This is a genomic window from Pseudomonas sp. BT76 TE3572 (genome assembly GCF_050435365.1).
Classification (GTDB): Bacteria; Pseudomonadota; Gammaproteobacteria; order Pseudomonadales; family Pseudomonadaceae; genus Aquipseudomonas; species Aquipseudomonas fluorescens_W.
The window spans coordinates 6,991,328-7,016,148 of record NZ_JBNDKE010000001.1; the positions used below are offsets into that span (position 1 = coordinate 6,991,328).

Annotated in this window: 20 protein-coding genes; 11 read left to right on the top strand and 9 right to left on the bottom strand. The window is 53.1% G+C overall.

Features of this window, described 5'->3' with window-relative positions; genetic code table 11:
• The first annotated feature begins 1 nt into the window (after window position 1).
• The 3 genes from ABH912_RS32015 (at window position 2) to ABH912_RS32025 (ending at window position 5,264) form a co-directional block, all read left to right on the top strand.
• Complete coding sequence (locus ABH912_RS32015; protein ID WP_429512884.1) at window positions 2-3,331, top strand: DEAD/DEAH box helicase; 3,330 nt, start codon at window positions 2-4, stop codon at window positions 3,329-3,331.
• A gap of 233 nt (window positions 3,332-3,564) precedes the next feature.
• Window positions 3,565-4,110, top strand: coding sequence for a hypothetical protein (locus ABH912_RS32020; protein WP_168224076.1), 546 nt, complete (start codon window positions 3,565-3,567; stop codon window positions 4,108-4,110).
• Complete coding sequence (locus ABH912_RS32025) at window positions 4,107-5,264, top strand: DGQHR domain-containing protein (RefSeq protein WP_429512885.1); 1,158 nt, start codon at window positions 4,107-4,109, stop codon at window positions 5,262-5,264. The genes ABH912_RS32020 and ABH912_RS32025 overlap by 4 nt, the downstream gene beginning before the upstream one ends.
• 382 nt (window positions 5,265-5,646) lie before the next feature.
• Here ABH912_RS32025 and ABH912_RS32030 read toward each other — a convergent pair whose 3' ends face one another.
• From ABH912_RS32030 to ABH912_RS32055, 6 genes are all read right to left on the bottom strand, one after another.
• The gene (locus tag ABH912_RS32030; RefSeq protein WP_429512887.1) at window positions 5,647-6,393 is read right to left on the bottom strand and encodes a hypothetical protein; all 747 of its coding nucleotides are present in this window, start codon (window positions 6,391-6,393) and stop codon (window positions 5,647-5,649) included.
• Window positions 6,394-6,581: 188 nt separating this feature from the next.
• Complete coding sequence (locus ABH912_RS32035) at window positions 6,582-7,178, bottom strand: class I SAM-dependent DNA methyltransferase (protein WP_240961756.1); 597 nt, start codon at window positions 7,176-7,178, stop codon at window positions 6,582-6,584.
• Window positions 7,179-7,189: 11 nt separating this feature from the next.
• Window positions 7,190-8,245, bottom strand: coding sequence for a hypothetical protein (locus ABH912_RS32040; RefSeq protein ID WP_429512888.1), 1,056 nt, complete (start codon window positions 8,243-8,245; stop codon window positions 7,190-7,192).
• Between the two features lie 453 nt (window positions 8,246-8,698).
• On the bottom strand, window positions 8,699-8,908 hold the full coding sequence (locus ABH912_RS32045; RefSeq protein ID WP_429512890.1) for a hypothetical protein: 210 nt from the start codon (window positions 8,906-8,908) through the stop codon (window positions 8,699-8,701).
• A 119-nt stretch (window positions 8,909-9,027) separates the two neighbouring features.
• Window positions 9,028-10,218 carry a hypothetical protein gene (locus ABH912_RS32050; RefSeq protein WP_429512891.1) on the bottom strand — a complete coding sequence of 397 codons (1,191 nt, stop codon included), beginning with the start codon at window positions 10,216-10,218 and terminating at the stop codon, window positions 9,028-9,030.
• 91 nt (window positions 10,219-10,309) lie between these two features.
• Window positions 10,310-11,764, bottom strand: coding sequence for a tyrosine-type recombinase/integrase (locus tag ABH912_RS32055; RefSeq protein ID WP_429512893.1), 1,455 nt, complete (start codon window positions 11,762-11,764; stop codon window positions 10,310-10,312).
• 480 nt (window positions 11,765-12,244) lie between these two features.
• On the opposite strand from ABH912_RS32055, the gene ABH912_RS32060 reads away from it, so the two are divergent.
• Window positions 12,245-12,733 (top strand): aminotransferase class III-fold pyridoxal phosphate-dependent enzyme, encoded by a 489-nt coding sequence (locus tag ABH912_RS32060; protein ID WP_429513192.1) that lies wholly within the window; start codon window positions 12,245-12,247, stop codon window positions 12,731-12,733.
• A gap of 379 nt (window positions 12,734-13,112) precedes the next feature.
• Here the strand turns inward: ABH912_RS32060 and ABH912_RS32065 are convergent, their stop codons facing one another.
• The 3 genes from ABH912_RS32065 to ABH912_RS32075 form a co-directional block, all read right to left on the bottom strand.
• The gene (locus ABH912_RS32065; protein ID WP_429512894.1) at window positions 13,113-14,084 is read right to left on the bottom strand and encodes a YCF48-related protein; all 972 of its coding nucleotides are present in this window, start codon (window positions 14,082-14,084) and stop codon (window positions 13,113-13,115) included.
• 14 nt (window positions 14,085-14,098) lie between these two features.
• On the bottom strand, window positions 14,099-16,459 hold the full coding sequence (locus ABH912_RS32070; protein ID WP_429512896.1) for an efflux RND transporter permease subunit: 2,361 nt from the start codon (window positions 16,457-16,459) through the stop codon (window positions 14,099-14,101).
• Window positions 16,460-16,526: 67 nt separating this feature from the next.
• A complete protein-coding gene (locus ABH912_RS32075; RefSeq protein WP_429512898.1) occupies window positions 16,527-17,222 on the bottom strand; it encodes a DUF1302 family protein in 696 nt (231 codons plus the stop codon).
• Between the two features lie 925 nt (window positions 17,223-18,147).
• Between ABH912_RS32075 and ABH912_RS32080 the strand changes: the two genes are divergently transcribed.
• The 7 genes from ABH912_RS32080 (at window position 18,148) to ABH912_RS32110 (ending at window position 24,820) form a co-directional block, all read left to right on the top strand.
• The gene (locus ABH912_RS32080; protein WP_429512900.1) at window positions 18,148-18,924 is read left to right on the top strand and encodes a transporter substrate-binding domain-containing protein; all 777 of its coding nucleotides are present in this window, start codon (window positions 18,148-18,150) and stop codon (window positions 18,922-18,924) included.
• 64 nt (window positions 18,925-18,988) lie between these two features.
• On the top strand, window positions 18,989-19,666 hold the full coding sequence (locus tag ABH912_RS32085; RefSeq protein WP_180202993.1) for an amino acid ABC transporter permease: 678 nt from the start codon (window positions 18,989-18,991) through the stop codon (window positions 19,664-19,666).
• Window positions 19,663-20,397: an amino acid ABC transporter ATP-binding protein gene (locus ABH912_RS32090; RefSeq protein ID WP_429512902.1), complete on the top strand. Its 735-nt coding sequence runs from the start codon at window positions 19,663-19,665 to the stop codon at window positions 20,395-20,397. The genes ABH912_RS32085 and ABH912_RS32090 overlap by 4 nt, the downstream gene beginning before the upstream one ends.
• Window positions 20,398-20,418: 21 nt before the next feature.
• Entirely contained in the window at window positions 20,419-21,654 is a 1,236-nt protein-coding gene (locus tag ABH912_RS32095) for a cysteine desulfurase-like protein (protein WP_429512904.1), read from the top strand.
• Between the two features lie 36 nt (window positions 21,655-21,690).
• A complete protein-coding gene (locus ABH912_RS32100) occupies window positions 21,691-22,560 on the top strand; it encodes a MurR/RpiR family transcriptional regulator (protein WP_429512906.1) in 870 nt (289 codons plus the stop codon).
• A gap of 53 nt (window positions 22,561-22,613) precedes the next feature.
• On the top strand, window positions 22,614-23,510 hold the full coding sequence (locus tag ABH912_RS32105; RefSeq protein ID WP_429512908.1) for an allantoinase PuuE: 897 nt from the start codon (window positions 22,614-22,616) through the stop codon (window positions 23,508-23,510).
• Between the two features lie 176 nt (window positions 23,511-23,686).
• Window positions 23,687-24,820 carry an aminotransferase class V-fold PLP-dependent enzyme gene (locus tag ABH912_RS32110; RefSeq protein ID WP_429512910.1) on the top strand — a complete coding sequence of 378 codons (1,134 nt, stop codon included), beginning with the start codon at window positions 23,687-23,689 and terminating at the stop codon, window positions 24,818-24,820.
• Window position 24,821 lies beyond the last annotated feature (1 nt).

Below are 24,821 nucleotides of genomic sequence, written 5' to 3' on the forward strand. Positions count from 1 at the left end.
TATGGCAGCTCCACTCGTTGTCGGTATTGGCGTTGCGATTTTTGCGGTTGCTAAAGTCTTCAGCTGGCTAGCTAACAGCATGACTGAGGAAGAAGAGCGAAAACATGCGCAGGAGCACGCCCGTACGGACGAGATTCGACGCCGGGCAGCTGCCGCTCAGGCGCGTCAAGAGCAAAGGGCGTGGGAAGAATATCGGGAGATGGTTCTTGAGCACGTTCAACTTTTACGTAGAGTGATCCGGGAAAACCGCGAGGCGATAGTTGGTATTCCAGAGGAGCTGAGTAAGCTCGAGCAGATGGTTGCCCGGGAAATTTCTGATAAGACCTCCAGCCCCTACCGTAAGTCAGCACTGCGTCGAGAGTACGCACGTGTCGAAGATGCTGTAGTACGCATGAAAGAGTACGAGCGTTACCTGACATTCGCGGAGAATGAAGTCGACACTTTGCTTGTGGATGAACATTACGCGCTGTTGCTAGCGCTTGACCCGGCAGACAAGCTTCTTCCTCTGGAATGGCTTTACCCAGGAAAGCTCGTATTGGTGGCGATGGAAGAAATTAGCAGGCCACTCCCACGCTTCGGGCATCGAATCTCGTTCGGTACTGACGACGTGTCTCAAAAGGCGTTAGCGCTGCCGTTCAACGATGAGATACCCGTGCTGATCAAGTCTGCTACCAAGTGGGACAATGGATCCTTCTATGGCTGTGTGGCCCGAGGCGCGCTTTACTACAACCACGTCATTACCGGTGAACCCGTACCTTTCATTGTTGAACGAAAGCAGAAGCAATCGATGATCGGGACGTTGTTTGATGGGCTGATCCGCGCCACACTTCCTGTCAGCCAGCTAAAGCATCCTGGCGTACGACTGCTCTCGGGCCAAAAGATCTTAGTGCATCTGACGCAGTACGATCTGTGTTTGCTACGTAATCCCTTTGAGCAAGGACGCACCAATATAGAGGTCAGCGAGTTCAACTATCGCGCTCGTGGTGTTCAGTCCTATCAGCAGCTTTATTTGACCGTAGATGAGAAGCATCTTGAGGGTGTGACCGACCAACAATTCTTCGAAGAGGATGAACCTTGGACTCTGCTCGGCTACTCTGGCGCGACGGGAATGATCTCTCTGGGCAAAGCCTCAGTGAGGGTGGAGTGTGCGCCAACGACCGGTTTTAGCTTGCTCGAAGTCCATCAGGTTGTTCAGACGGGGACTCTGCAGATTGGTCTTGATACCCCATTTCGGTTCACGCTTCTAAATCAGAATCTTGCGGCGATGTCGCAGGTTGGATGGCGAAGCGGTGTAGAAGAGTTCCTTCGCTTCTGCTCACAAAATGCAATGGATATGAAAGACTCACCTGAGCGCTTGGCTCACAGTCGTTTCTACCAGCGCTGGGAGCAGGTCATCGCGTATCAACGCAGCCAGGAAGAAGTTTCTGCACTGGATTTTTCAGCAAGCATGCTCCTGGTTCAAGAAGACGATGTGCTTGTACTCCAACGAGACAGTCTCCCTCCGTCAGATCACGAGGCTTTCGAAGGCTTAGTCGAGAAGCTTCGCGAGGTACTGTCAGACAAAAATTTCCTTAACCCTGACCACTGTGTCCGACTCTTGCTATGGGATGCAGACCGTTGTGAGTTTGTGCCTGCTGTCTCCCGCGATCGCCGCCGGCGTCCTTTGTACATTTGCACTAAAAGCAGTATTAGCATCGAGAGCGCTTTCTCGTTGCCAGAAGAGCCAAATGCAATGCTGCGTTTGGTTGTCACTGTACCCAGCGCAGCGCTCAAGCGTCAGGCGCAAGCGTTAGAAGACTTTTTCAACGATCAACTGGTTAACCCGGCGCTCAAGAGCATCTTGCTCGCGCCAGAGCATTATCTCGCCGAACCGGCAGAGCGGAGTAGGGACATAGCATGGTCCGGGCCTCTAGATGAGAGTCAGAAACGAGTAGTGGAACTAGCGCTGAGTGAGCGAAATATCGCGTTGATTCAGGGGCCACCTGGCGCTGGTAAGACAACGGCTATTGTTGAGATTTTGTATCAGCTTTACCGTCAGCGCTCTGATCTCCGAATTCTAGTGGTGTCGCAACAAAACTCTGCGGTGGACAACGCCCTGGAGAAGTTTCTAGTCGAGCATGCCGATGGCTTCGACCACGCGATTCGCACTATTCGGATAGGTAATCCTGAGAAGATGAGTAGCGTCATCAAACCGCTAGGGTTCGACAGCCAATTCAGTGAATACCTTAAGGATCTCGAAGATCTCGCAATTGCCGGCGCCGTCAGCCTACCGGATAATGAAGCCGCGTTGTGTCACATGTGGCTTTCCTCGATCAAGCAAGCCTCACAGTCGCGCGCCAACCAGGACGAATTTTTTATTACGCTCTTGGCCGACCGCAACCTGGTCGGTGCCACCTGTGTGGGCTTGGCTACGAACAAGGGAGGTATAGATCAACTCCAGTTCGACGTAGCAATCATTGATGAGGCGGGCAGGGCCACTATCCCGGAAATCCTCATTCCCATCTTGCGATCAAACAAGGTGATTCTTGTAGGCGATCACTACCAGCTTCCACCAAGCATCGCTCCGTTGCTCCGAGAGGATGAAGCCGTAGAAGAACTTGGGTTCCTACGTGAAAATTTCTTGGATACCAGCTTCTTTGAATTGATGTTCGAGCGCCTTCCGCCACAGTGCCGCGAGACTTTGAGTTTGCAGTATCGAATGGCGCCGGCGATCGGGGATTTGGTGGCAGAACTTTTCTACATGCGTGAAGGTAAACGTGTGCTTCACAATGGCCGAGATGACGCGTATTTCGAAGAGCGATATTTGCTCGAAAAATCGATTTACTGGGTCGACGTGAAAGGGCGTCAATCTCAGCCGAAAGGTTCGCAAAGCAAAGAAAATCGGGAGGAGGCGAAGGAGATAACTCAGTTTTTGGCTAATCTTGCGGACAGTACAACGAAGCCTATTTCGGTGGCTGTCATTACGCCGTATGGAGCGCAGAAAGAATGTGTGCGTGCGAGCTTGCGTAAGATTGGATGGGTGGAAGGGAAGCTTGGTCAATTATCGATAGCTGTTGATACAGTGGATGCGTTTCAGGGGAGTGAGGCGGACATCGTTTGTTATTCTACTGTTCGCACCGAGGGGAATCTTAACTTTATCCTCGACCGGAAACGTCTCAACGTGGCTTGCTCTAGAGCGAAGCTTCACCTTCTATTTTTTGGTCATCGTGACTTTCTTCGACGTTGGAATTCAAAGAAAGGTGCTGAAGAGAACCTGTTTCCGAGGTTAATGCAGCATGCTTGGAATGTACCAGTATCATTAAAAGTTAATGATTTTGAAATGATGAAATGAAAGTCTAATTGACGCAGGAAAAGGGCTAGCGGTCCTGCATAATAAATCGGAATGTGGCTCGCTTAATTCATAGGTAGAGTAAATTTTGTTCGCATTAAGTCGGCCCGGTCCAGGGCCTGCCATTCATAGACAGATTGAAGGACTATTAGGGGGGGCGGTTATCTTGGGTTTTGCTTAGTGCAACATGGCTGCAGCGTTGGTGAATAAGTTTTCCTCTGGTATGGAGTTGCGCGGTGGTTAGCATATATGAGGCTTTAGATGAGGGTATGGCAAGTTTTGATGAGAATGAAAAAAGAGAGGCATATTTAGGTTTTTTTAAAAATACTTTTCCATTCCTGTTATGCCCCGCACTGTTCAAGCGAAATGATGATTTGCCTTCTTTGAATTGGGTGAGAGTTAAGTATGACGACCATGCAGGGCATGATTTTCCTGAACAGCAAGGGGTGTATATGTTCATGGTTAGTGTTGAAAGTCAAAAGCTACCCATGAACTCCTACGTGATGTATGTTGGCAAGGCTGGGGATACGGATTCGTCAAATACAATTGCCAAAAGATTTATGGATTATGTGAATGTCTCTGGCTATAAAAAAAGACCGAAAGTAAAGAAGCTATTAAAATACTTCTCCGAACATCTTTTTTATTATTATTCTGTGGTGCCGGATGGTGATGCGACCTCAGTAGTAGAGCGGGCGTTGGCTGATATTTTTGTCCCACCCTGTTGCCAGATGGATTTTTCAGGTGAAGTCAGGAGTCTGTTGCGTGGAGTGCGGATCATATGAGTAAGCGATTGGTTTTGCCGTGTTTGCGAGGGTACATGGGATCATGGGACACCTATAGTTGCATGATGAGGCTTTCGGATGCCGCAGATCTGATCGGCTTTGCTGAAGAGCTGCATCGGATTGGCAAGCTGTCGGATAAAATACAGCGAGAATTGAATGAGGAAAGGGCGAAAGAAATATCTGATTACTTGTTAAGCAATGAAGACAGGTTTTTTAATTCGCTAGTTGTGGCGATTTATGACGGCGATCCAAACTGGCACGATGTAGAAAGTTTGCGACCTAATACCGAAGAGGTTTCACTTCTAGAAATTCCAGAGTATGCTGAAAGTTGCCTGGGTTTTTTGTCAATAACCAGAGGTGAAAAGCTTTTTGCTCTAGACGGGCAACATCGCTTGGCAGGTATCAAATCTGCAGTAGAAAGCGATAAGCAGTTAGGCGCTGATTTGATTAACGTCATAATTGTAGCTCATTCGAATACCCCAAGTGGGAAAGTTAGATCTAGGAGGCTTTTTACAACCCTAAACAAGAAGGCAAAGCTAGTGAGTAAGGATGCGATAATCGCATTGGATGAAGATGATATTTCTGCGTGTGTAACCAGAGCATTGATCGAGTCAGATGAATATCCTTGGTTTAATGAAAGCAATGTTTCATTCAGCTCGGGGCCTGTCAGGGATGGCACCAGCATTACTTCAATTGTTAATATATATGACAACATACAGAAGCTCGCAGCGTACAATCTCGGCGTAAAGGTCTCGGACCTAGATTGCTATCGCTTCAAGGGTAATGAACACATACTGAAGCAGGTGGTGGATTTTTTTAAGTATACGTTTGAATATTGTTCAGAGTTAAGCACGGTTATTAATAAGGGGGCGGAGGTTTCTGATTACAGAGGGGGCGATGATGGTGGGCACCTTCTGTTTAGACCTGTGGGTTGGGACTTATATACGGATATTGTGATATCTGGATTAAAATCAAATAAAGGTGATGTGGAGTCAGTAATAAAAAATATCCTATCAAAGGATTTGTGCTTGGGTGGATCGATTTTGAAAGATAAGATATGGTCACAGAAGCGAGAAGTCATTATTAAGTTGAACGCGAAGAACCAGAAAATAATATCTCGAGAGTTTCTTTCGAAGTTGTCGGAAAAACAATGAGTCCTTGGCTTCTACAGGGTGACGGATGAATAAGTTTTACCCTTTCTATGCGTGTATAGGAGGACGTCCTATTATTTAGCCGCTTACGGTGCCCGAACATCAGGTAAACGATGGATCTTTCTGCCTTGATGAATGGCTTCGTTGGAATCCTAGGCCCAGTTGCAGGTATTTCTTGGACTACCTGGGCTCTAGATGGTTTGGTGTGAAGCTTCGTTGTCGGAGGAAAATGCTTGAGGTAGGGCGATCGCGTTTGTTTAAAAAAACGCGGACAACATCACCCGAAATACTGGAGTTCGATAGGTGACTTGGCCGTGCGCTTGCGTACTTCACGCAGAAGTGACTCCTTGATACATCCTTTAGGTAATTACACATCTCAATTGGATCATAATAAATTTACGATCTCATTCACCTCCGCTGAATCAGCACAGCATCTCCGCCAAGAGTCTTTGTACTCTGTAAAACTTAAATTCTCATGGCAGTTCCATTGATTCAGCATGCCTACACACGCCCATCCCGTTGACTGGGTGCTGAATCTATTATTGAAAAGATATCTAGCCACCACCCCATTAAGTTCCCGATTTTCAGAGTTTCTTTCAAGCTCTTCGATATTGATAGCGAGCCACGAAATAAATGCATCTTGACTTTTAGGCACATAACCGGTCATCGAGTTAAGAGACTCAGCGTATTCTTTTATGCTGGCAGCATAATTATATCTATGCATACTGGTTTTATTCCACTGCTCACTCAACTCAATCAAAACTACAATCGAGCACATCTCACACAAGCTTTCTTCAAACCATTTATGTTTGTGACCTTTCGAGTCAGCGTAGTTACTGTGGAGATGGCATAATTCATGTGCGAGCTGATAAACGATCTGGCACCAGCTCAGACCAGATTTGACGCAGAGATGCACTTGATAGCATCCATCCTTCATGTCATAACAAGCAAGTGGGTTTTTGGTGTTTGGGTAATTGGTAATCAATACTGGACTACGAAGCTTTTTACCAAATAATTCCTCTACTATATCAAAAACAATATTTATCAATTCCTTCGTGATTTCGACATCTGCACCCGGCCATAGGCCTAAAAGATCAAATCGCACCACCGGTTTTGTTTTTTTAGTATTCATACTCAATTCTCCCCGATGCTCATAATATCTTACGTTGTAACTCATAAACTTTTAAATGCAAAATATAGAGTCATGGTTGATTTTTTTTCGATGGCTAAATAAGAATATCACCATTTTAGCTACGGCAATAGAAGCTGCCAAGAGCTCGTATGCTCCCGGTGGCGGGGTGTAATAACATAATAGAGCTATTAGTTTTTCTGTATAATCATATTTATCCAGCTAATATCACCGCGACCTGCTGAATCTGACGTTGCCCATGATTTGATGATACTGGCATTTGTCAAGGTCGAGACGATTTCATGAAGATCTGACTTCGTAAAATAACTAAACAACCTTCCGTCATTAAGTCGAGTTTGACCTTCACCTTCCTTGAGCGAAATGTATAGGTAGCCTCCCGATTTTAGAGCCTTGAGGATTGCTTTCAAAGTTTTAACGAATAACGCCTTTTGGATATGTACTAAAGAAGCGCATGCCCATATCCCATCGTAGCTATCGATGAAGTTAATGTCTTCAGCCGCCATGTTGAAGATAGTGGCGTTAGTTTTGGATCTGGCGATTGCGGCCATTTTTCTTGAAGGCTCAATGCCATCAACTAAAAAACCTAGGTTCTGGAAATGTTTGATATCACGCCCTGTACCACAGCCGACATCAAGAATTTTTGCACCTACATTTAACATGCTTGCGAAGCTATTCCACTGATCTGTAAGTTCAAGTTGAAATGTTTTTAAATCATAGGATTTTGCGAAGCTGTCATAGTACTCTATGGTTTGAGGGTCTGCTTTCATCGAGTTCAAAATTATCCCCTCTCAATAGGTTTAGCTTGATTTTCCCATACTTCAATCTGAGTATTTATCTCGTCATAGTCCTTCTTTGCTAAATCGTAGATTTGGCGGGGGAATACGGCGGTATACAATCTAGTCGGCTCAGATTGTCTCGGTTTCTTGGCCTGGGCATAAGCATCCTTTAAAGCTCGCAAGTGGGCCAAGTAAGTACCGAGACATCCACTTAACTCTAAGTTTTTAGGGTTTGCAAGGCCGGATGAGCGCTCAATTAGCGCAGAGAGCTGCTCACCTACCTCAATGATTACCAAGACTTGGGGGAGTGAAGCTCTTATATGCTTACCTAAGTAAGGTAGGTCTTCTATTAATCTAAAGGGGGTGGCAGTACCTTCTGTAAAAATATGGAGTGCTTTCTTTGGCCGGGGCTCCATTAAGTTTGTTCTGTACTTATAGCGAGAGCCGTCAAATTTCTGAAGCTGATCATGTAACTGGGAGCTAAGCTCTTTGCTTTGGGCTAAAAGAACTAATAGTGGACCATAGAAGTCATTATTTTGCTTGTTTCTATATTCAAATATTTTTTGTTTTACTTCAAATGAGAACTTTTCTTTGCGCTCCTTAAGATTATGAGAAAGTTGACTTCTGTGAAGAAAAAAATTGATACCTCCGCCAATCAAAATACCTAGAAAACCGAATATTGCCGGATACAATTTTTCAAGTGTAGTTTGTTTTAGTGTCTCAATTCTTTTTACTATTTCGTCATTAGTACGTGAAATCGAATCCAATTTATCCACAAGGATGTGCTGAGGTTGGATAGAGATCTCTTTAGCTTTAAATTCTTCAGTTGAAGAAGGGGCTTCAAGCGGCTGGGGTGATGCAGATGGTTGCTGTGACTCAGCGTTTTGAAACTGAGTGCTCAAGGGCTTTGATTCAGTTAACTGAATGGCAGTAGGTAACGGTTTTGATTCTGCTGACTGGGCACCGGGAGGACTATTAACCGAAAGCGAAAGCTCGTCAGCTAGCAATGGGGTGCTCATGATCGAGAGAGAGAAGAATATCCGACAGTAAAATTTCATGGTGACCGGCTCAATTTGCACAAGCAGATATTAAGCCATGACTAAAAAAATTTGGCTACTGAAGATAGATGCTCGAGCATTCGGTAATGATGCGGTTTTTTATGAAACTAGAGAATTATCATATGCATGATGAACGGGGGAGCAGGCGGAGATGGATGCTTATTTCTATAGGAGGGGATACTTTAATATGTGTCCTAGCAAGTGGTCCAATGTCCTGCCGGCGGAGTGTTCCGCAACTATTATGCCAGAGATTTATTAATCCAAACTCAAAAAACTTGAGTTTGGATTAATTCTGAAGTGTCAATTCGTCCGTTGAGGTCCATTCAAATTGTGGGCTTCGCAGGGACATGAAATTCGGCTCCATGGAGAACCTGGGCGGCGTTTTTGGGGCGGTGGCGGTGAGATCGGGTGTTGCCCGCGGAGGCGTTAAGCGGGGCGCGCCTCCAGACGACGTCACTCCGGCGACATCAGCACCGCGAGTGTCATTTTGATAAACTCTTCGTTTTTGCTGATTGTGTCTAGCGCACCGCGAACATTCTCGGCGACGTCAGCAGATCCGCGATGCTCGACCCAAAGTGTTAGCTCCATGATGGCAGCTTCGAGGGCGAGTTGGTTTTGATTGATCTTGAAAAGCAGGGAAGGGAGTAGATCTGAATTGGTCATTGGTTATTCTCCGTGTGAGGACAGCGTAGTAGTAGGAAAAATTGCGATGACCAATTGTCTAAACGTTACGGTTAGAGTCCATTCAAAGTCGTGTTTCCTGAGGTCTATATCGTCGCCAACTACTCAGACCACCAACTTTTCTCTGCCTGTCCGTAATGTGAGCCATTGAACCAGCTTTCTAACTCTACGTCCAAAGTGGTAATTAATGCCAGATTCCCCTGCAAAGGATCCAAGAGATCAGCCTGCTTGCTAGCCCAGTCGATCCAAGGATTTGCCATTTCTTGATCTGCGATCGGGGCAATTTTCAGCCGATCTTCCACCGCTTTTATGAAGGCTCGTAAGCGCTCGGCTCGTTCCCATCGCTCTGTATATTTAACGACGCTTAGTCTGAGGCGACGTTGAGTTTCTGTGGTACGGGCTCGTTCAAGACGTCGTCTTTCATCTTCAACCCATTCACGATCTCTTGCCTCCTCTTTCTCTCGGAGGTCCTTGATAGAAAATGATGCGGAACTCAAGCCCGCCAGGATGCAAGACAGTTTTTTCTCGAGCGGAGCGGTCTTGGTGTCCTTCCAGTTTTTCCGTTCTCCGTAATCCATCCGCGCTTCGATCTGAAACGTCAGTTCACCCGTTGAGGTCCATTCAAACTGCGGGCTTCGCAGGGACATGAAATTAGGCTCCCATGGAGCACCAGGGCGGCGTTTTGGGGGCGGTGGTGGTGGTATCGGGTGTTTGTCTAATCGCTCCATGAGTCGCACGGCTATGGGCTCATCGTTGACCGTGACGATTGTTTTTCCTTCAGCGTTGATCTTCCATGAATAACCTTCAGCCTCACCCTCTTTGATCAGTGCATCAAAAAGGATTGCGCAGCGTTCGATCAATGTCGACGAGACCATCACATTCAAGACACGCTTGCCTGCGTAATCGAGGTAACCCTCCTTGAGCTTCGACGCTTCTGCAGACTTTAGCCATTGGCTCACTAGCGCGTGAGGCTCAGTCAATTGAGAGGGGGCTGCAATCGTTCGCCGGGTTACTGGTGAGTTCGAATCAGTGCCAGTCTTGCCGGGCAGAGTGTCACGGTCGAGAACCTGGAATCGGACCTTGCCTTCGATCTGAGGAGGCTTGGGTTTGCGTTGTCGCTGCTTTTCCGATTTTGCCCAGTGGCCACGGCCAGGGAGAGGGATGCCGGCTTTGCGGCAAGCTTTGGCGACGGCGACGTCGGAAACACCAATGTCGTGGGCCAATTTGACCATGGGCGTTTGCCATACTTTTTCGAACAGTTCCGCAACGGTGAAGCTCACGAATGTGTACATGTAGCCTGTCACCTTTGCTTATCGCGAATTTAAGGTCACATCACGGGTTGTCGCGGATGTTAAATTCCGGAGAGCGCTGGGTGCAACAGCCCTATGGGGGTGTCAGCGTCTCTGTCGCCGCGTACGCTGGAAAAGACAACATCGACTCGTTTGGCGTGTGCTCGTAAGTTGAGGACAGCACGGCACTGAGTCGATCGCCCAACAGGTTCCAGGCACACTTCTTCTCTTCGGCATAGTCGTGATGCAGGTAATGGCGCCTCACCCGCGAACCCGCCAGCACATGGTTTTGGCAGCGGTCGATGACGTCCAGGTTGACCCCCAAAGCCTGCATCATGGTCGCGCCCGTGCGGCGCAGATCATGCGGCGTCCAGTCGCCGTTTTGGCCGTCGGCAAGGACCAGCGTGTCGTCGTGACGCCTTCTTGAGAGGGCCTTGCGGTTTTTGAACCGGGCCTGGCGATCGCCGACCTGTTTACTCACCACCTTCACGTCCACATGTCCGTCATCCTGCTTGTTCGGAAAGCACCACTGGGAGTCTCCTGTCAGGGTCTTGAGCTCCTGAAAGAAATGCATGGCGAAGGGGGAGAGGAAGACATGGTGGTCCTGTTTCTTGCCCCAGGTGCCTTTGACGTTTTCGCTGGGGAGGAACCAGGTCTGCCGGTCCAGATCGACATTCTTCCATTCGGCCTGGAGCAACTCGCCAATCCGACACAGCGTGCCCAGGCTGATCCAGAGCGCGAGTTGAGTTTCTTTTTTTAAAGGCCGAATGCCGTCGTATTTTTGCCCGGCGGGCAGGGCGTTGTAATTGGCGGTCATTTGTTGGAAGCGGTTGTGCAGTTCCAACAGCTCCGCCGGCGAAAGGATGCGGCTTCTTTCTGCCTCGTAGTCGGCAGGGATCAGAGGGGAGATGTCGACCAGCTCAGTCGGATCGCCCTCGATCAATAAGGCCCGCCAAGGCTGACGCTTTCTAGCCCAGCTGAACATCTGAGTGAGGTCGGCGAAGAAACTGATGGCTTGCCGGTGAGCGCCGCGGTTGATCACGGCCCGGATCAGCGCCCGAACATCGTGTTCGGAGACGCTGCTCACCGCGGTCTTGCCGAGTGCCGGAAAAAGGTCCTTGTTAAAACGGCGCTGCAATTCAGCATTGCCATCTTTGCGCGCCACGCCATCCAAAAGCCAGGCCTTGGCTAGATCCTGGACGGTCAGCGTTTTCACCTTCGTCGTTTTTACTAGTTCAGCCTCTACGTTAGCCGCGGCGTATGCTTGTGCCTTGGCGGTTTTCTTTTGCTCGTTGGGATTGATCTGCTCATCAATGAGCGCCCTGGCCTGATTACGCGCCTTGCGGATGTCTGTCAGGGATTTGCGCGGCCAGGTTCCGCAGGCGTACTCTTTGTTCTGGTCGCCCCAGCGATAACGATAGAAAAAGCTGACCGACACACCGTCCTTGCGGACTGAGATTCGACCGGCGAGATTGCCATCCTCCCGGAGGATTCGGCCAGCATCGTTGGGAGTCAGCGACTCGAGTTCTTTGATGGTGATTTTGGCCATTAAACGGACTCCCCCTACTTTTACCCCCACAATAACGTCGGCTCTTGATGGACGTTACTGGACTCTCGTAGAGCAGAACACCGCTGGAGCTCAAGTAAATACTAGCTTAGAAAAATCCAGAGTAAAATTTTGGAAGCTTTCAAGAAGTATGAAAAAGGAGATGGGGTGCTAGGGGTCGAGTGTTCGAATCACTCCGTCCCGACCATATAATTCAAGGGGTTGCGAGATTTTATCTCGCGACCCCTTTTTTATTTTTGGTCGTTTTTACCCCTACAAAACGACTGGCTCTGGGTGGAATCTTCAGCTGATACCAAGGTCGGAGTTTTCCCCATGGGCTTTAGTCCCGGCTTGATAAGTGAGTTGAGGACGGTTTTTGGGTTCATTCCTGTCACGCGTTACCGGCGCTATTGGCCGATTGCTGCCCTTCAGAAAGAATGGCTATCCAAACAGCTGTCGTCCTCCTATTAGCCCATTGCAGCCATATTAATTAACGACGCTGTTTACCAAGACATTGCCGACCAGAGCCATTCGATTGGCACCTTAGGGCATGGCTTCACTGGTAGCGGGCACCCGCTAGCTACTGCAGTCGCCCTGGAGAATCTTAAAATTATCGAAGAGGAGGGCCTGGTTCAGCATGCTGCTGAAATGGGGATTATCCTTCGCAAGGGGCTTCAGCAGTTTGCTGATCATCCAATGGTTGGTGAGGTTCGTGGTGTGGGGTTGATTGCTGCCGTTGAGTTGGTAGCCGACCGGCACACAAAAGAGCCTTTTCAGGCTGTTGGCAGACTCGGGCGGTATCTGTCCTCTCAGACCCAGGAACGTGGAATGATCAACCGAGTCATGGGAGATGCATTGGCATTCTGTCCTCCGTTGATCTCAACGGAGAAGGATATCAATGAAATCCTTGGAGTTTTTGCGGCTTCTTTGGATGCGACACAGCACTGGTACCTCGAACACACTGCACAGTAGTTAACGCCACTCACTACAGGCAGAGCCGGAATGCGGAGTCCTCTGTCCAGCAGCTTCATACCCGCTGCTATCAGGCGTGGAGCGATTAGTGTCAAGGTGCAATAGACTGGCACGGTGGCGAGAAGGGAGCGTCGAGTGATCATGGTGATTTTGGCCATGAAATGGATTCCCCCTACTGTTCCCCCCCCAAAAAAAAACGTCAGCTCTTGGTGGACGTTACTGGACTCTCGTAGAGCAGAACATCGCTGGAACTCAAGTAAATACTAGCTTAGAAAAATCCAGGGTAAAATTTTGGAGGCTTTCAAGATGTATGAAAAAGGAGGATCACCGCAAGGCAAATGGCCGCGTTCTGTACAGGCACTGGGTCGGCCTGAGCCACTCATTGCCGCGATGACAGCCGCTGATGCAACACACCCTGTGGACTGAACAATGTCAATTGATCGTCATCCACAGCCAGCAGCGCAGAAAGGTTCAAGCGGTCTTCACGAATCGCGGTACTGAAATGCTTTAGGTCAGCATCCGCGACGCTCACCAGCCCACCATTACCAACCACCACCACGCGGCCATCGGCCAACTGGATCACGGCGGTGATCGCCTCCTGGCTGCCGATGTCCAACTCGCGCCAGGAATCGCCGCGGTCTTCGCTGACCAGCACCCGCCCGCTCATGCCAGCCAGTAGCACGCGGCCGTCGCGCAATGTGATGCCGCTCCATAACGAGCCACTGACGCCGGTATGCAACGTCTCCCATGTCACACCGTTGTCGCGCGAGCGGTACGCGTTGCCGCCCTCCGCGGCGATGAACAGGCTGCCATCCGGTGCGCAGAAGATGTGATTGAGGTGATAGTCATCATCGTTCGCGCCCAGGCTCAGGCGTTGCCAGCTCTGGCCACCATCCTGGGTCTCGCTGGCGTAGCCATAGGCGCCGGTGACTATGCCGTGGCGGGTGTTCTCGAACCAGACGGAAAGCAGTACGGGTTTGTCTTCCAGGCGCTGCTGCAGAGTCCAGTTTTCGCCAGCATCGCTGGTGTGCAACAGCACGCCGCCATGACCGACCGCCCATCCATTTTGCGCGTCGGCGAAACTAACCGCGGTCAGCAGCGTATCGACAGGAACCACCCTGGATTGCCGCCAGTCCTGCCCCCCGTCGGAGAGCGCCACGACGCCATAATCGCCCACCGCGACCAGGCGCTCACCGGCCTGGCTCACCGCCACCAGCGGGGCGTGTTGTGCTTGGGCTTGGCGCATGGCGGGAGTCCGTTCAGCAGCACGGCTGTAGAGGACCATGTTGGCGCCTGCCAGCAAGGCGCAAACCAGTAGCAAACGCACGGGAGTGAAGTCTCTCTTGGGCATTTCGTGTCCTCCAATCAGTGCGCAACCAGAGGCGCGCAAACCGGCCCCCGACGCGGAATTAGCACATCCAGCATCACTGCGATGGCCGGTAACAGAGTAATCGCCATCAGCATGTTGACCATGAACATGAAGGTCAGCAGCAGCCCCATGTCAGCCTGGAACTTCAGCGCCGAGAACGACCAGGTGGCCACACCGATGGACAGGGTGATGGCCGTGAAGATGGTCGCCACGCCGACCTCGCGCAGCGCCAGCTTGAAGGCGTTGGCGATGTCCAGCCCCTCAGCCAGGTGCAACTGCAGACGGTTATAGATGTAGAAGGCGTAATCCACGCCGATGCCGACCGCGAGCACCATCACCGGCAAAGTGGCGACAGTCAGGCCAATATCCAGCGCCTTCATGAAGCAGTAACCGAGAAAGGTGGCCAAGGTCAGCGGCAGGCAGCAGGCGACCATCGCTCGCCAGTCGCGGTAAACCAGAAAGACTAGCAGCACGATGGTCAGGTAGACGTAGAGCATCATCGGTAGCTCGGAGCTTTCGACGATCTCGTTGGTGGCCGCCTGCACCCCGGCATTGCCACTGGCGAGGCGCACGTTCACCCCCGCCATTGGGTGCTCGGCGCGGTATTGCTGAACGGCCTCCACCACGGTTTTCAGGGTGCTGGCCTTGTGGTCGGCCAGATACAGGTTGACCGGCAGCAAGCTGCAATCTGCGTTGTACAGCCGCAGCCCCTCGGGTACCTGGCGCACCGCTTCACCGAGTGACAGCTCATCCGCCGGTAGCGCCACCCATTTCGGATTGCCCTCGTTGACTCCGGAGGCCGAGAGCTTGGTCAGTACAGGCAACGACTGCGCCGAGAGAACACCCGGCACATTGGCCAGGTACCAGGTCAGCCGGTCGATGTAGGCCATCACCTCGTGCTGATAGCAGCTATTCTTCGGCGTTTCCACCGCGACTGTGAAGAGATCCAGGCCGAGACCGAAATGGTTGACCACGCTTTCCACGTCTTTGTTATAGCGCGAGTCGATATGCAGCTCCGGCGCACCCGGCAGGACATGGCCAACATGCCGACCCTGACTCTGCCACACGGCGGCGACCAGCAGCACCAGACACAGCACCGCCCCGATTGCCGCATTACGCGTCTCGGCGATGCGCCCGAGCTTGAGCATGGCGCCGTCACGCCCGCGGCGAAGTCGATCGACGCGTGTCACATAGGCCTGATCGAATCGGAAATAGCTGGCCAGCACCGGCAGCATGATCAGGTTGGTGACTATCTTGTAGGCCACCCCAACCGAGGCGGTGATCGCCAGTTCGCGAATCATTGGGATTGGCACCAGCACCAGCGTAGCGAAGCCGACGAACGCGGTGATCAGCGCCAACGTGCCGGGAATCAGCAAGCCGGAGAAGCTGCGGCGCGCGGCGGTCATGCCATCGGCGCCGGCGCAGACCTCCTTGGAGATGAAGTTGACCTGCTGCACGCCATGGGACACGCCGATGGCGAACACCAGGAAAGGCACCAGGATCGCCAGCGGGTCGAGGCCGAAGCCGAGCAGCGTGATGGTGCCGAATTGCCAGACCACCGACACCAGCGAACAGCACAGCGGCAGGAAGGTCAACGCCCAGGAGCGGGTGTACCAATAGACCGCCAGCACGGTGAGCAGGAACGCCAGGGCGAAGAAACCCATCACCGACGTGGCGCCAGCGCCGATGTCGCCCATCTGCTTGGCGAACCCGATGATTTGCACCTCGTATTGGTCGTCGCCGTACTTGGCCCGCACTTCGTCCTCCAGGCGCTGGCTGAACTCCAGGTAGTTCAGGCGTTGGCCGGTCTGCGGGTCAGGATCGGCCAGCTCGGCCAGCACCATGGCCCCGGAGTAGTCGTTGGCCACCAGGCTGCCGACGAAGCCGCCGACCAGGGTGCGCTCACGAATGCCGACTATGGCCTGGTCGCTCAGAGTGGCCACGGTGACGTCGCCCCCCACCACATCCTCGGCCTTCATGCCCTCTTCGGTAATCTGTACCGCGCGGGTGTTCGGGGTCCACAGCGAGGTCACCGTGCGGCGGTCGATGCCGGGCATGAAGAACAGGGTCTGGGTCAGGTCGTTGAGCTTGGTCAGCGCCTCCTTGTTCCAGATATCGCCGTTCTTGGCGTGCAGCACCACGATGATGCGATTGGCGCCGAACAGCACGTCGCGGTACTGGTTGAAGGTCTTGATGAACTCGTGCTGCTGCGGCAGCTGCTTGTCGAAGCCGGCAGACATGCGTAGCTGCGCGGCGAAGCCGCCCATCACCAGGGTAATCAAGGCCAGCACGCCGAGGGTGGCAAGACGATTACGGAAGAAGAAGCGCTCGAGGCCGAGCACCAGGGAAGTCAGCATGGTTATGCCTTCCTGAAATTACCAAGCGAACGGAGCAGGGCGGGACTGGCCCGCCTTACGCCGGCGGTCAGAACGAGTAGGAGATGTTGCCGCTGATGAAATCGCGGTCAGTCATCAGGTTGTTGTCGCCGCCGCCCCAGTACTGCACCCACTGCAGGCCACCCTTCCAACGGTCGCGGTAGTTGAACAGCAAGGCGCTGGTCAGCGACTTGCGGCCCTCGACGAATGGCGATGCGTTCGGCGTGGTGCCGTTGACGTCGTGGTAAAAGTCCAGCTGCGGCGTGAGGGTGATACCGCTACCGAACGCATTCGGGTAGTTGATGCCCATCTCGGCGACGTAGCCCCAGGAGGTTTTGTCCGGCAGTGAATAGTCCGGGAGCAGGTATGGCGTCTCGCCCGAGGTGTCCAGATCCGGATAGTGTGTGACGACCGCCTCGGCTAGCAGGAAGCCATCGGAGGCGCCCAGGCTCCTGGGAATGAAGCCCAGCGGGTCGCTGGCCGAGAAGCTGTAGACGGCATTCACATGCGCCTGCCATTTCTTCTCTTCGACATACCCCTTGCTGACGCCGTTGTCGTACACGCTGAATTGATTGAACTGGCCGGTGAAAGCCGCGCCAAAGGGGACCAGAGGGTCGATGCTGACGCTGTCGTTGGGCCGGTAGGACAACTCCGCGCCGACCGCCACCGGTCCCACCATGGTGTTCATCGACAGGCCGAACAGATTCTTGTCTTCGCCGTAGTTGATGAAGTAGTTGTCGACCAACAGGGTATCGGGGGAGCGGGTGGCTGTGTAACGCCTTGTTTCCGGGCAATTAGGGCGTTTTCCCTCACCCGCTCCGCGACGCTAAACCCTGGAAGCTCAGTTCCGATTCTTCGTTCTTAAAGGTCACCATCCCAAATCAGAGAAACCGGCTGTACGTCACGCGGGCCGTGCCTTTGAAGACAAACGGAAGCAGCGAAAGCCGGACTTCCGATTGTGCGCTAGGGAAACGGAATAGAGCGCGGGGAGGGCGCATCTATTCGAATTGATTGCTGACGGGCTGTGGGCCTTGTGAAGCCTCGTTGATTACAAAGCCCAGGGGCCGATTTGGAATCAAACCATCGCGTCCGAGAGCCTGCCTCATACCTCAAAAATCGACGTTTTTGGGCCCAAACCGCAGTGCCAAACAGACCGCAAACTCACCCGATTTCTTGGTGTTTTGGTGACAAATCATTTTGCAGGTAGTTGGCACCGATTGAGTGCCGCTGAACCCTCGAAAGATCCGTCGGCCGCGGCTTCTAGCGGTCAGCTCGGAATCTCTTGCAAGGTCCTGGTCGGTGCCAAATCCGCTGCTAACTCACACTACGAAACGACTGGCTTTTGGTGGAACCCTCACCTCTTTCGGAGGGTGCTTTGAGTAAGCTTCCGGGGAGTACGCTTTGCGAAGGTCATATGGGAGACCACTGATGCGGCAGCAACTGGCCGAGTTCTGCCTGTCGCGAAGTCCGTTACGGCGGTCACCTGGATCGGTTCTGACTGTGATTGACCCTTTGGACGTGAGCTTTCGGAAAGCTGAAGACGATAGCGGAGTAAAAAATTCACAGACAAGTGGTGTTGAAATAAATAATCCATTGATTTACTCTCGATCCCACGTTGTACGAGTTCAACTGCTGTTAGCACCTAAAAAAACAAACAATCGGGAGCAAACATGAAAGCGAAAATGATGTTGGGACTGTTCATGACGGCCGCAGTTTCTCTGCCAGCCTGGGCCGCGGACTGGACCGTAGGTGCTAACGTTGGCAACGTGCCTTGGGAGTTTCAGGATTCCAAAGGTGAGTTTGTCGGCTTCGAAGTCGATGTTGTAAAAGAGGTGGCCAAGCGAGCCGGGAAAAGCGTCGAGTTCGTCAATATTCCCTTCAACGGCCTGTTCAGTGCCGTGCAATCCAAACGTGTCGACATCGCTATTTCATCGATCACCATCACCCCGAAACGCCTGGAGTCGGTAGCCTTTGCGCAGCCTTACTTCGATAGTGATCAGTCCCTCACCGCGCTGACCACGTCCAAGGTCAAAAGCCTGGCCGATATGAATGACAAGGTTATTGGTGTCGACACCGGCTCGACTGGCGACATGTGGGTTGGCCAACACAAGGATGAGTACAAGTTTTCCGATGTTTCGCGTTACGAAGGGCTTTCTCCGGCCATGCTCGATCTGGGTTCGGGGCGAATCGATGGCTACCTCAGCGATATTCCGGCGCTGCTCTACTACATCAAGGACAAGCCGCAATACACCATCGTCGCGCGTATTCCCACCGGTGAACGTTATTCGCTGATGCACGCCAAAGGCTGGGCAATGACTGATCAGGTCAACGACATCATCAGCAAGATGAAAGAAGACGGCACACTTGGAAAGATCCATAAACAGTGGTTTGGCGCCGAAGCCGATAAGGATTCGAGCACCATGAAAGTGACCGCTGTCCTCAAGTAAACCCTGCCGATGCTGCATGTAAGTGGCGACACCTGTTCGCCACTTGTATTGACCGAGGTATCCCATGGATCTTTTGCAGACGTTTTTTAACTGGAACGTGCTTGTCGAGTCACTTCCGCTGATGATGCGTGGACTGGGCGTGACCATTTTGCTGGGGGTGGTGAGTATCGCCCTGGGTCTGGTGGGCGGGCTGTTACTGGCATTGTTGCGGTTGTATTCCTACGCACCTGTTCGAGCGCTCGCACGTATCTACATCGATATCATGCGTTCCATTCCATTGCTGGTTTTGCTCGTCCTCATCTATTACGCGTTGCCTTTTGTCGGCATTCGACTGTCGTCTTTTGCGGCTGCCGCCAGTGCGCTCTCGCTGGTCTCCTGCGCCTACAGTGCAGAGATTTTTCGCTCCGGCATCGAGGCCATTCCCCGTGGCCAGTTCGAAGCTTCGGCTTCTCAAGGCATGAGTTTCTTCAACACCATGCGCGATGTCGTGTTGCCGCAAGCCATCCGCATCGTAATGCCGCCAATGACGAGCAATTGCATCAACGTGATGAAAGACACGGCGCTCGCCTCAGTCGTCGCCATGCCCGATTTGTTGAAGCAGGCCACCCAGGCACAGGCACTGGCGGCCAATCCGACGCCACTGGTGGGCGCAGCCTTGCTGTACCTGTTGCTATTGCTGCCGCTGGTACAAATGGTCAGCTGGGTTGAACGTCGTAACGCCTCTGGAGGAAAAACCGCATGAGTACGTTGATTGACATCGAAAAGCTCGACAAGTACTACGGCAGCTTCAAGGCGTTAAGCAATATCAATTTGCAGGTTGAAGAGGGTGAAGTGGTGGTCATTCTTGGCCCGTCTGGTTCGGGAAAATCGACCTTGATTCGCTGCATCAATCTGCTTGAAGACTACCAGCAGGGCGATATTCGCGTGGGGGGGGAGCGGGTTGAAAACGGTCCGCGACTGAGCGCCATCCGTAGTGAAGTGGGCATGGTGTTTCAGAGCTTCAACCTCTATCCACACCTCACTGTTCTCGACAACGTGTCGCTGGCGCCGATCCGTGTTCGCGGGCTGAGTCGGCGTGATGCTCACGCCAGGGCCAAGGAACTATTGGTGAAGGTCGGCATGGGCGATCACGCTCACAAATACCCGAGTCAATTGTCTGGCGGCCAACAGCAGCGTGTTGCTATTGCCCGTACCATGGCCATGGAGCCGCGGGCGATTCTGTTCGACGAACCGACTTCGGCGCTGGACCCGGAGATGGTTGGCGAAGTACTCGATGTCATGCAGAACCTTGCGCGCTCCGGCGTCACGATGGTCGTGGTCACTCATGAAATGGGCTTTGCCCGTCGGGTCGCCGACCGGGTGATCTTCATGGAAAGTGGACGCATTGTTGAGCAGAACATCCCAGAACCGTTTTTTACCGCGCCTCAGGAACCTCGTACGCAAGCGTTCCTGCAAGCCATCTTGCATCATTGAATCTGACTGGAGAAAAGTAGAGTGAACCCTCTCGATATTGATTACGTTCGCAAGCAGTTTCCAGCGCTGGCCGATGGTTATGTCTACATGGATAACGCTGGAGGCTCGATGGTGTTGAGCACTGTGGCAGAGCGGGTGTGTGATTACCTGCTGAACAATAGTGTGCAACTGGGTGCTTCCTACGAACCTTCCGTTGTCGCAGGCGAGCGAGTGATGCAGGCGCGTCACTCGGTCATGCAGTTGATCAACGCCGAGCATCCCGAAGAAGTGATCATGGGTGGCTCGACTACCCACTTGTTGCAAATACTGTGTCGCGCCATCGCTCCGTCAATCGTTCCGGGCGATGAAATCATCGTCACCAATTGCGATCATGAGGCCAACATCGGTCCATGGGTCAAACTGTGCGAAAGCCGTGGTGCAACCTTGCGCGTATGGCGGGTCAATCTCGACAGTTGTGAGCTGGAGCTGGATGACCTGCAGGTCTTGCTCAATGACAAAACCCGCTATGTTGCGATGACCCACACCTCGAACATTCTCGGCTCGGTCAATCCCGTCGCCGAGGTTGCGCGGCGCGTGCATGCGGTGGGCGCCAAGCTGTGCGTGGACGCCGTCGCTTATGCGCCACACCGTCTGGTTGATGTTCAGGCGAGCGGCGCCGATTTCTACGTCTATAGCTTCTATAAAACGTTCGGCCCGCACTTTGCCGTGCTCTGGGGGCGTCGCAATTTGTTGCTGGAGTTGCCGAGCCTCAATCACTTTTTCATCGGCCAGGATGTGGTGCCCTACAAGTTGCAGCCAGGCAACGTCAACTACGAGTTGTCATTCGGTTGCATCGGCATTACTGACTACTTGCTCGACATCGGCACCCGGCTTGGAGCACAAGGCAGCGAGCGTCAGTGCATGCAGGCTGCGTTCGATGCCTTCGAGGTGCAGGAAGACTTGCTCGCCGAGCGTCTGCTGGCCTTTTTGCGTCAGCGCGAGGGTGTTCGGATCATTGGCAAAGCGCATACCCGCAATCGAGTGCCAACGATCAGTTTCGTGGTTGAAGGCGTTCGCTCGGAGGCTGTTGTGCGCAGGGTCGATGAGCGCCGGATCGGCATTCGTTTTGGTGACTTCTATGCGCGGCGACTAATCGAGGCTCTAGGGCTTGATCAATTTGGTGGAGTGGTGCGAGTGTCGTTTGCGCATTACAACACGCTGGAAGAAGTCGATCGCCTCATCGCTGCGCTGGATCAAGCCATCACCGCATTACATTGATCGACGCACACACTTTTAATTTTACGAGCTTTCCCTATGGCCTTACCTGAAACCTTTGCAGAGCTGCGTGACAGTATTGCGGCCCAGCACGAACAACTGACAGGTCGCCTGCGCGATGCTGCACGATTCCTGATCGACAACCCGCATGAGGTTGCACTCAATACGGTGGCCGAACTGGGTAAGCGTTCAAGCATCGCGCCTTCCGCTTATATTCGGCTGGCTCAGGCCCTTGGGTTTTCAGGTTTCAAGGACTTGCAACGATTGTTTCGCGCACCGCTGCAACAGGCTGCCGACACCCACAGCGAACGTATTCGGCACTATGGCGGTGAGACGTTGCTGGAGGACCCGAGTGACGTCGGCGGAATTTTGCGGGAGTTCAGCCAGGCCAACATCGTTTCTCTGGAACACCTGGCTGAAGGCGGCGAACAGGCCAATATCGAAGCCGCGATCGCCCATCTGCAAGTGGCGCGCACGACCTTCGTCATCGGCATGCGTCGCGCGTTTCCGGTGGCGGCTTACCTGAGCTACGCGTTGAGTCGTGTGGGCCGGCGAACCGTGCACATCAGCGGCGCTGGCGGCACCTTGCCGGAGCAGGTCAGCGCCATTGCCGATGATGATCTGTTGATCGCCATAAGCTTCCCGCCGTATGCCCATGACACCGTCGAGGCTTGTCGTCAGGCGCGGGAAGCAGGGGTGACGCTGGTGGCGATCACGGACAGCGTTCTGAGCCCTATCGGGCAATTGGCCGATACGGTGATTGAGGTCAACGACGCCGAGTTACTGGGCTTTCGCTCGCTCACCGCTTCGTTCTGTATTGCGCAAACCCTGGCCATGGGGCTGGCCTTCAGCGAGTGGCAATCGGACAGCACCTTTAGTCATGACCGGCTGAAAGAGATCGACTGCTAAGTCGCTACTCTCGCCACGTACTTATTTAACCTTCACTTCAGGAGAAGATCCCGATGGTTTTACCTGCACGCGATTTAGTGGGCTACGGTAGACAGCGCCCACAAGGCACCTGGCCCAATGGCGCACGTTTGGCCATCAGCCTGGTGATCAACTACGAAGAAGGCTCCGAACGCTCGCTCGCCATGGGCGACCCGGATCAGGAATCAATGACCGAGTGGGGTAGCTATTCAATACCCGACGGCACACGCAATCTGGCGATGGAATCCATGTATGAATACGGCTCGCGCGTCGGAATCTGGCGAATTCTGGATATCCTCGACCAGCAATCGGTTCGCGCGACGTTTCATGCCTGCGCAGTGGCGTTTGAGCAGAACCCCGATGTCGCCCGTGCGGCGGTAGCCGGAGGTCATGAAATTTGCAGCCACGGATATCGCTGGGAGGAAGTGTTTCGCCTGACCGAAGAACAGGAGCGCGAACACATGCGCCTGGCAATCGAGTCATTCGAACGTACCTGTGGCAAACGTCCCGTTGGCTGGTATTGCCGGTATGGTGCCAGCGTCAATACACGTCGGCTGGTCGTGGAGGAGGGCGGTTTTATGTACGATTCCGATGCCTACAACGACGATGTTCCCTACTTTGTCGAAGTCGAGGGTAAGCGTCACCTCGTGGTGCCTTACACCGCCGACGTGAACGATTTCCGCTACTGGAACTCTCCGGGGCTTTCGCAGGCATCGGACTTTTTCGAGTACATGAAAGAAAGCTTTGAAGTCCTTTATGAGGAGTCGGCTGAGGGGCCCCGCATGATGTCGATCGGGTTGCACCCACGGATGGTGGGCCGTCCCGGGCGGGTAAGGGCGATCAAGCAATTCATCGAGTATGCCAAGCAATACGGCGGGGTCTGGTTTGCCACGCGCGAAGAAATCGCCCGTGCCTGGCTTGAACGAACTTGATTGCGTGGCACTCACGCCGGATCAAAAAATGAAGCGCTATTCCCCACAGTGGTGAAAGAGTTCAGGGGGAACAGCCAGCCGCTCGACAGAAGTTGCCAATCCCGAGCAATCTTGTCATTTGCCAAGGCTTAGGGCAGGGTCGATACAACTGATATCCCTGCCAAAGGAGTCACCCCATGTCAAAGCTATATCCCAGTATCGATCCCGAGGGGCTGGTCGAGTACTCAGTGGTCTACACCGACCGCTCGCTCAACCACATGTCGCAGTCATTTCAAGCCGTGATGAAGAACATTTCCAAGACCCTGAAACAGGTCTACAACGCTCAGGCTGTTGCGGTGGTCCCGGGCAGCGGCACATTCGGCATGGAAGCGGTGGCGCGACAATTTGCCACCGATCAGCAATGCCTGGTGATACGCAACGGCTGGTTCAGTTATCGCTGGAGCCAGATCCTTGAGATGGGCAACATCCCGGCGGCCACTACGGTGCTCAAAGCCCGACCGGTCGAGGCTGGTCGCCAGGCGGCCTACGCCCCGCCGCCTCTGGACGAAGTGCTGGCCGCCATTGCGGCGCAGAAGCCACAGATTGTCTTCGCTCCCCACGTTGAAACCTCATCAGGGATTATCCTGCCCGACGACTACCTGCGGGCCGTCGGCGACGCCGTGCATGCGGTGGGTGGCCTGTTCGTGCTGGACTGCATCGCCTCAGGCACGCTGTGGGTGGATATGCACAAATGCGCAGTCGACCTGCTGATCAGCGCACCGCAGAAAGGCTGGAGTGCTTCCCCTTGCTGCGCCCTGGTGATGCTCAGTGCATTGGCCCTCGAGCGCATCGAGCAGACGCAAAGCAGCAGCTTCGCCTGCGACCTGAAAAAGTGGCTTCAGATCATGCAGGCCTACGAACAGGGCGGACATGCCTACCATGCGACCATGCCCAGCGATTCCCTCGCGCGGTTTAACGAAGTGATGAAAGAGACGCAAGCCTACGGTTTCGACAAGGTCCGCGACGAACAACAGGCGCTGGGCGACCGGGTGCGCGCAATGTTGACCGGCAGAGGCATCAAAAGCGTGGCCGCAGCCGGTTTTCAGGCCCCCGGCGTAGTGGTGAGCTACACCGATGATGCCGACATCAAGAACGGCAAGAAATTTGCCGACCAAGGCCTGCAGATCGCCGCCGGAGTGCCGTTGCAATGCGACGAGCCGGCCGACTTCCAGACCTTCCGCATCGGTCTGTTCGGACTCGAAAAGCTGCGCAATATCGAGCGCACGGTCAGCACTCTCGAGCAGGCACTGGACGAGGTGATGGTTAACTAAA

Coding starts and splice junctions, on each gene's coding strand:
- ABH912_RS32030 (WP_429512887.1), bottom strand. CDS start 6,393: ATGAATACTAAAAAAACAAAACCGGTGGTGCGATTTGATCTTTTAGGC.
- ABH912_RS32085 (WP_180202993.1), top strand. CDS start 18,989: ATGGATCTTTTGCAGACGTTTTTTAACTGGAACGTGCTTGTCGAGTCA.
- ABH912_RS32045 (WP_429512890.1), bottom strand. CDS start 8,908: ATGACCAATTCAGATCTACTCCCTTCCCTGCTTTTCAAGATCAATCAA.
- ABH912_RS32110 (WP_429512910.1), top strand. CDS start 23,687: ATGTCAAAGCTATATCCCAGTATCGATCCCGAGGGGCTGGTCGAGTAC.
- ABH912_RS32070 (WP_429512896.1), bottom strand. CDS start 16,459: ATGCTGACTTCCCTGGTGCTCGGCCTCGAGCGCTTCTTCTTCCGTAAT.
- ABH912_RS32055 (WP_429512893.1), bottom strand. CDS start 11,764: ATGGCCAAAATCACCATCAAAGAACTCGAGTCGCTGACTCCCAACGAT.
- ABH912_RS32035 (WP_240961756.1), bottom strand. CDS start 7,178: ATGAAAGCAGACCCTCAAACCATAGAGTACTATGACAGCTTCGCAAAA.
- ABH912_RS32065 (WP_429512894.1), bottom strand. CDS start 14,084: ATGCCCAAGAGAGACTTCACTCCCGTGCGTTTGCTACTGGTTTGCGCC.
- ABH912_RS32100 (WP_429512906.1), top strand. CDS start 21,691: ATGGCCTTACCTGAAACCTTTGCAGAGCTGCGTGACAGTATTGCGGCC.
- ABH912_RS32040 (WP_429512888.1), bottom strand. CDS start 8,245: ATGAAATTTTACTGTCGGATATTCTTCTCTCTCTCGATCATGAGCACC.
- ABH912_RS32080 (WP_429512900.1), top strand. CDS start 18,148: ATGAAAGCGAAAATGATGTTGGGACTGTTCATGACGGCCGCAGTTTCT.
- ABH912_RS32015 (WP_429512884.1), top strand. CDS start 2: ATGGCAGCTCCACTCGTTGTCGGTATTGGCGTTGCGATTTTTGCGGTT.
- ABH912_RS32025 (WP_429512885.1), top strand. CDS start 4,107: ATGAGTAAGCGATTGGTTTTGCCGTGTTTGCGAGGGTACATGGGATCA.
- ABH912_RS32050 (WP_429512891.1), bottom strand. CDS start 10,218: ATGTACACATTCGTGAGCTTCACCGTTGCGGAACTGTTCGAAAAAGTA.
- ABH912_RS32105 (WP_429512908.1), top strand. CDS start 22,614: ATGGTTTTACCTGCACGCGATTTAGTGGGCTACGGTAGACAGCGCCCA.
- ABH912_RS32090 (WP_429512902.1), top strand. CDS start 19,663: ATGAGTACGTTGATTGACATCGAAAAGCTCGACAAGTACTACGGCAGC.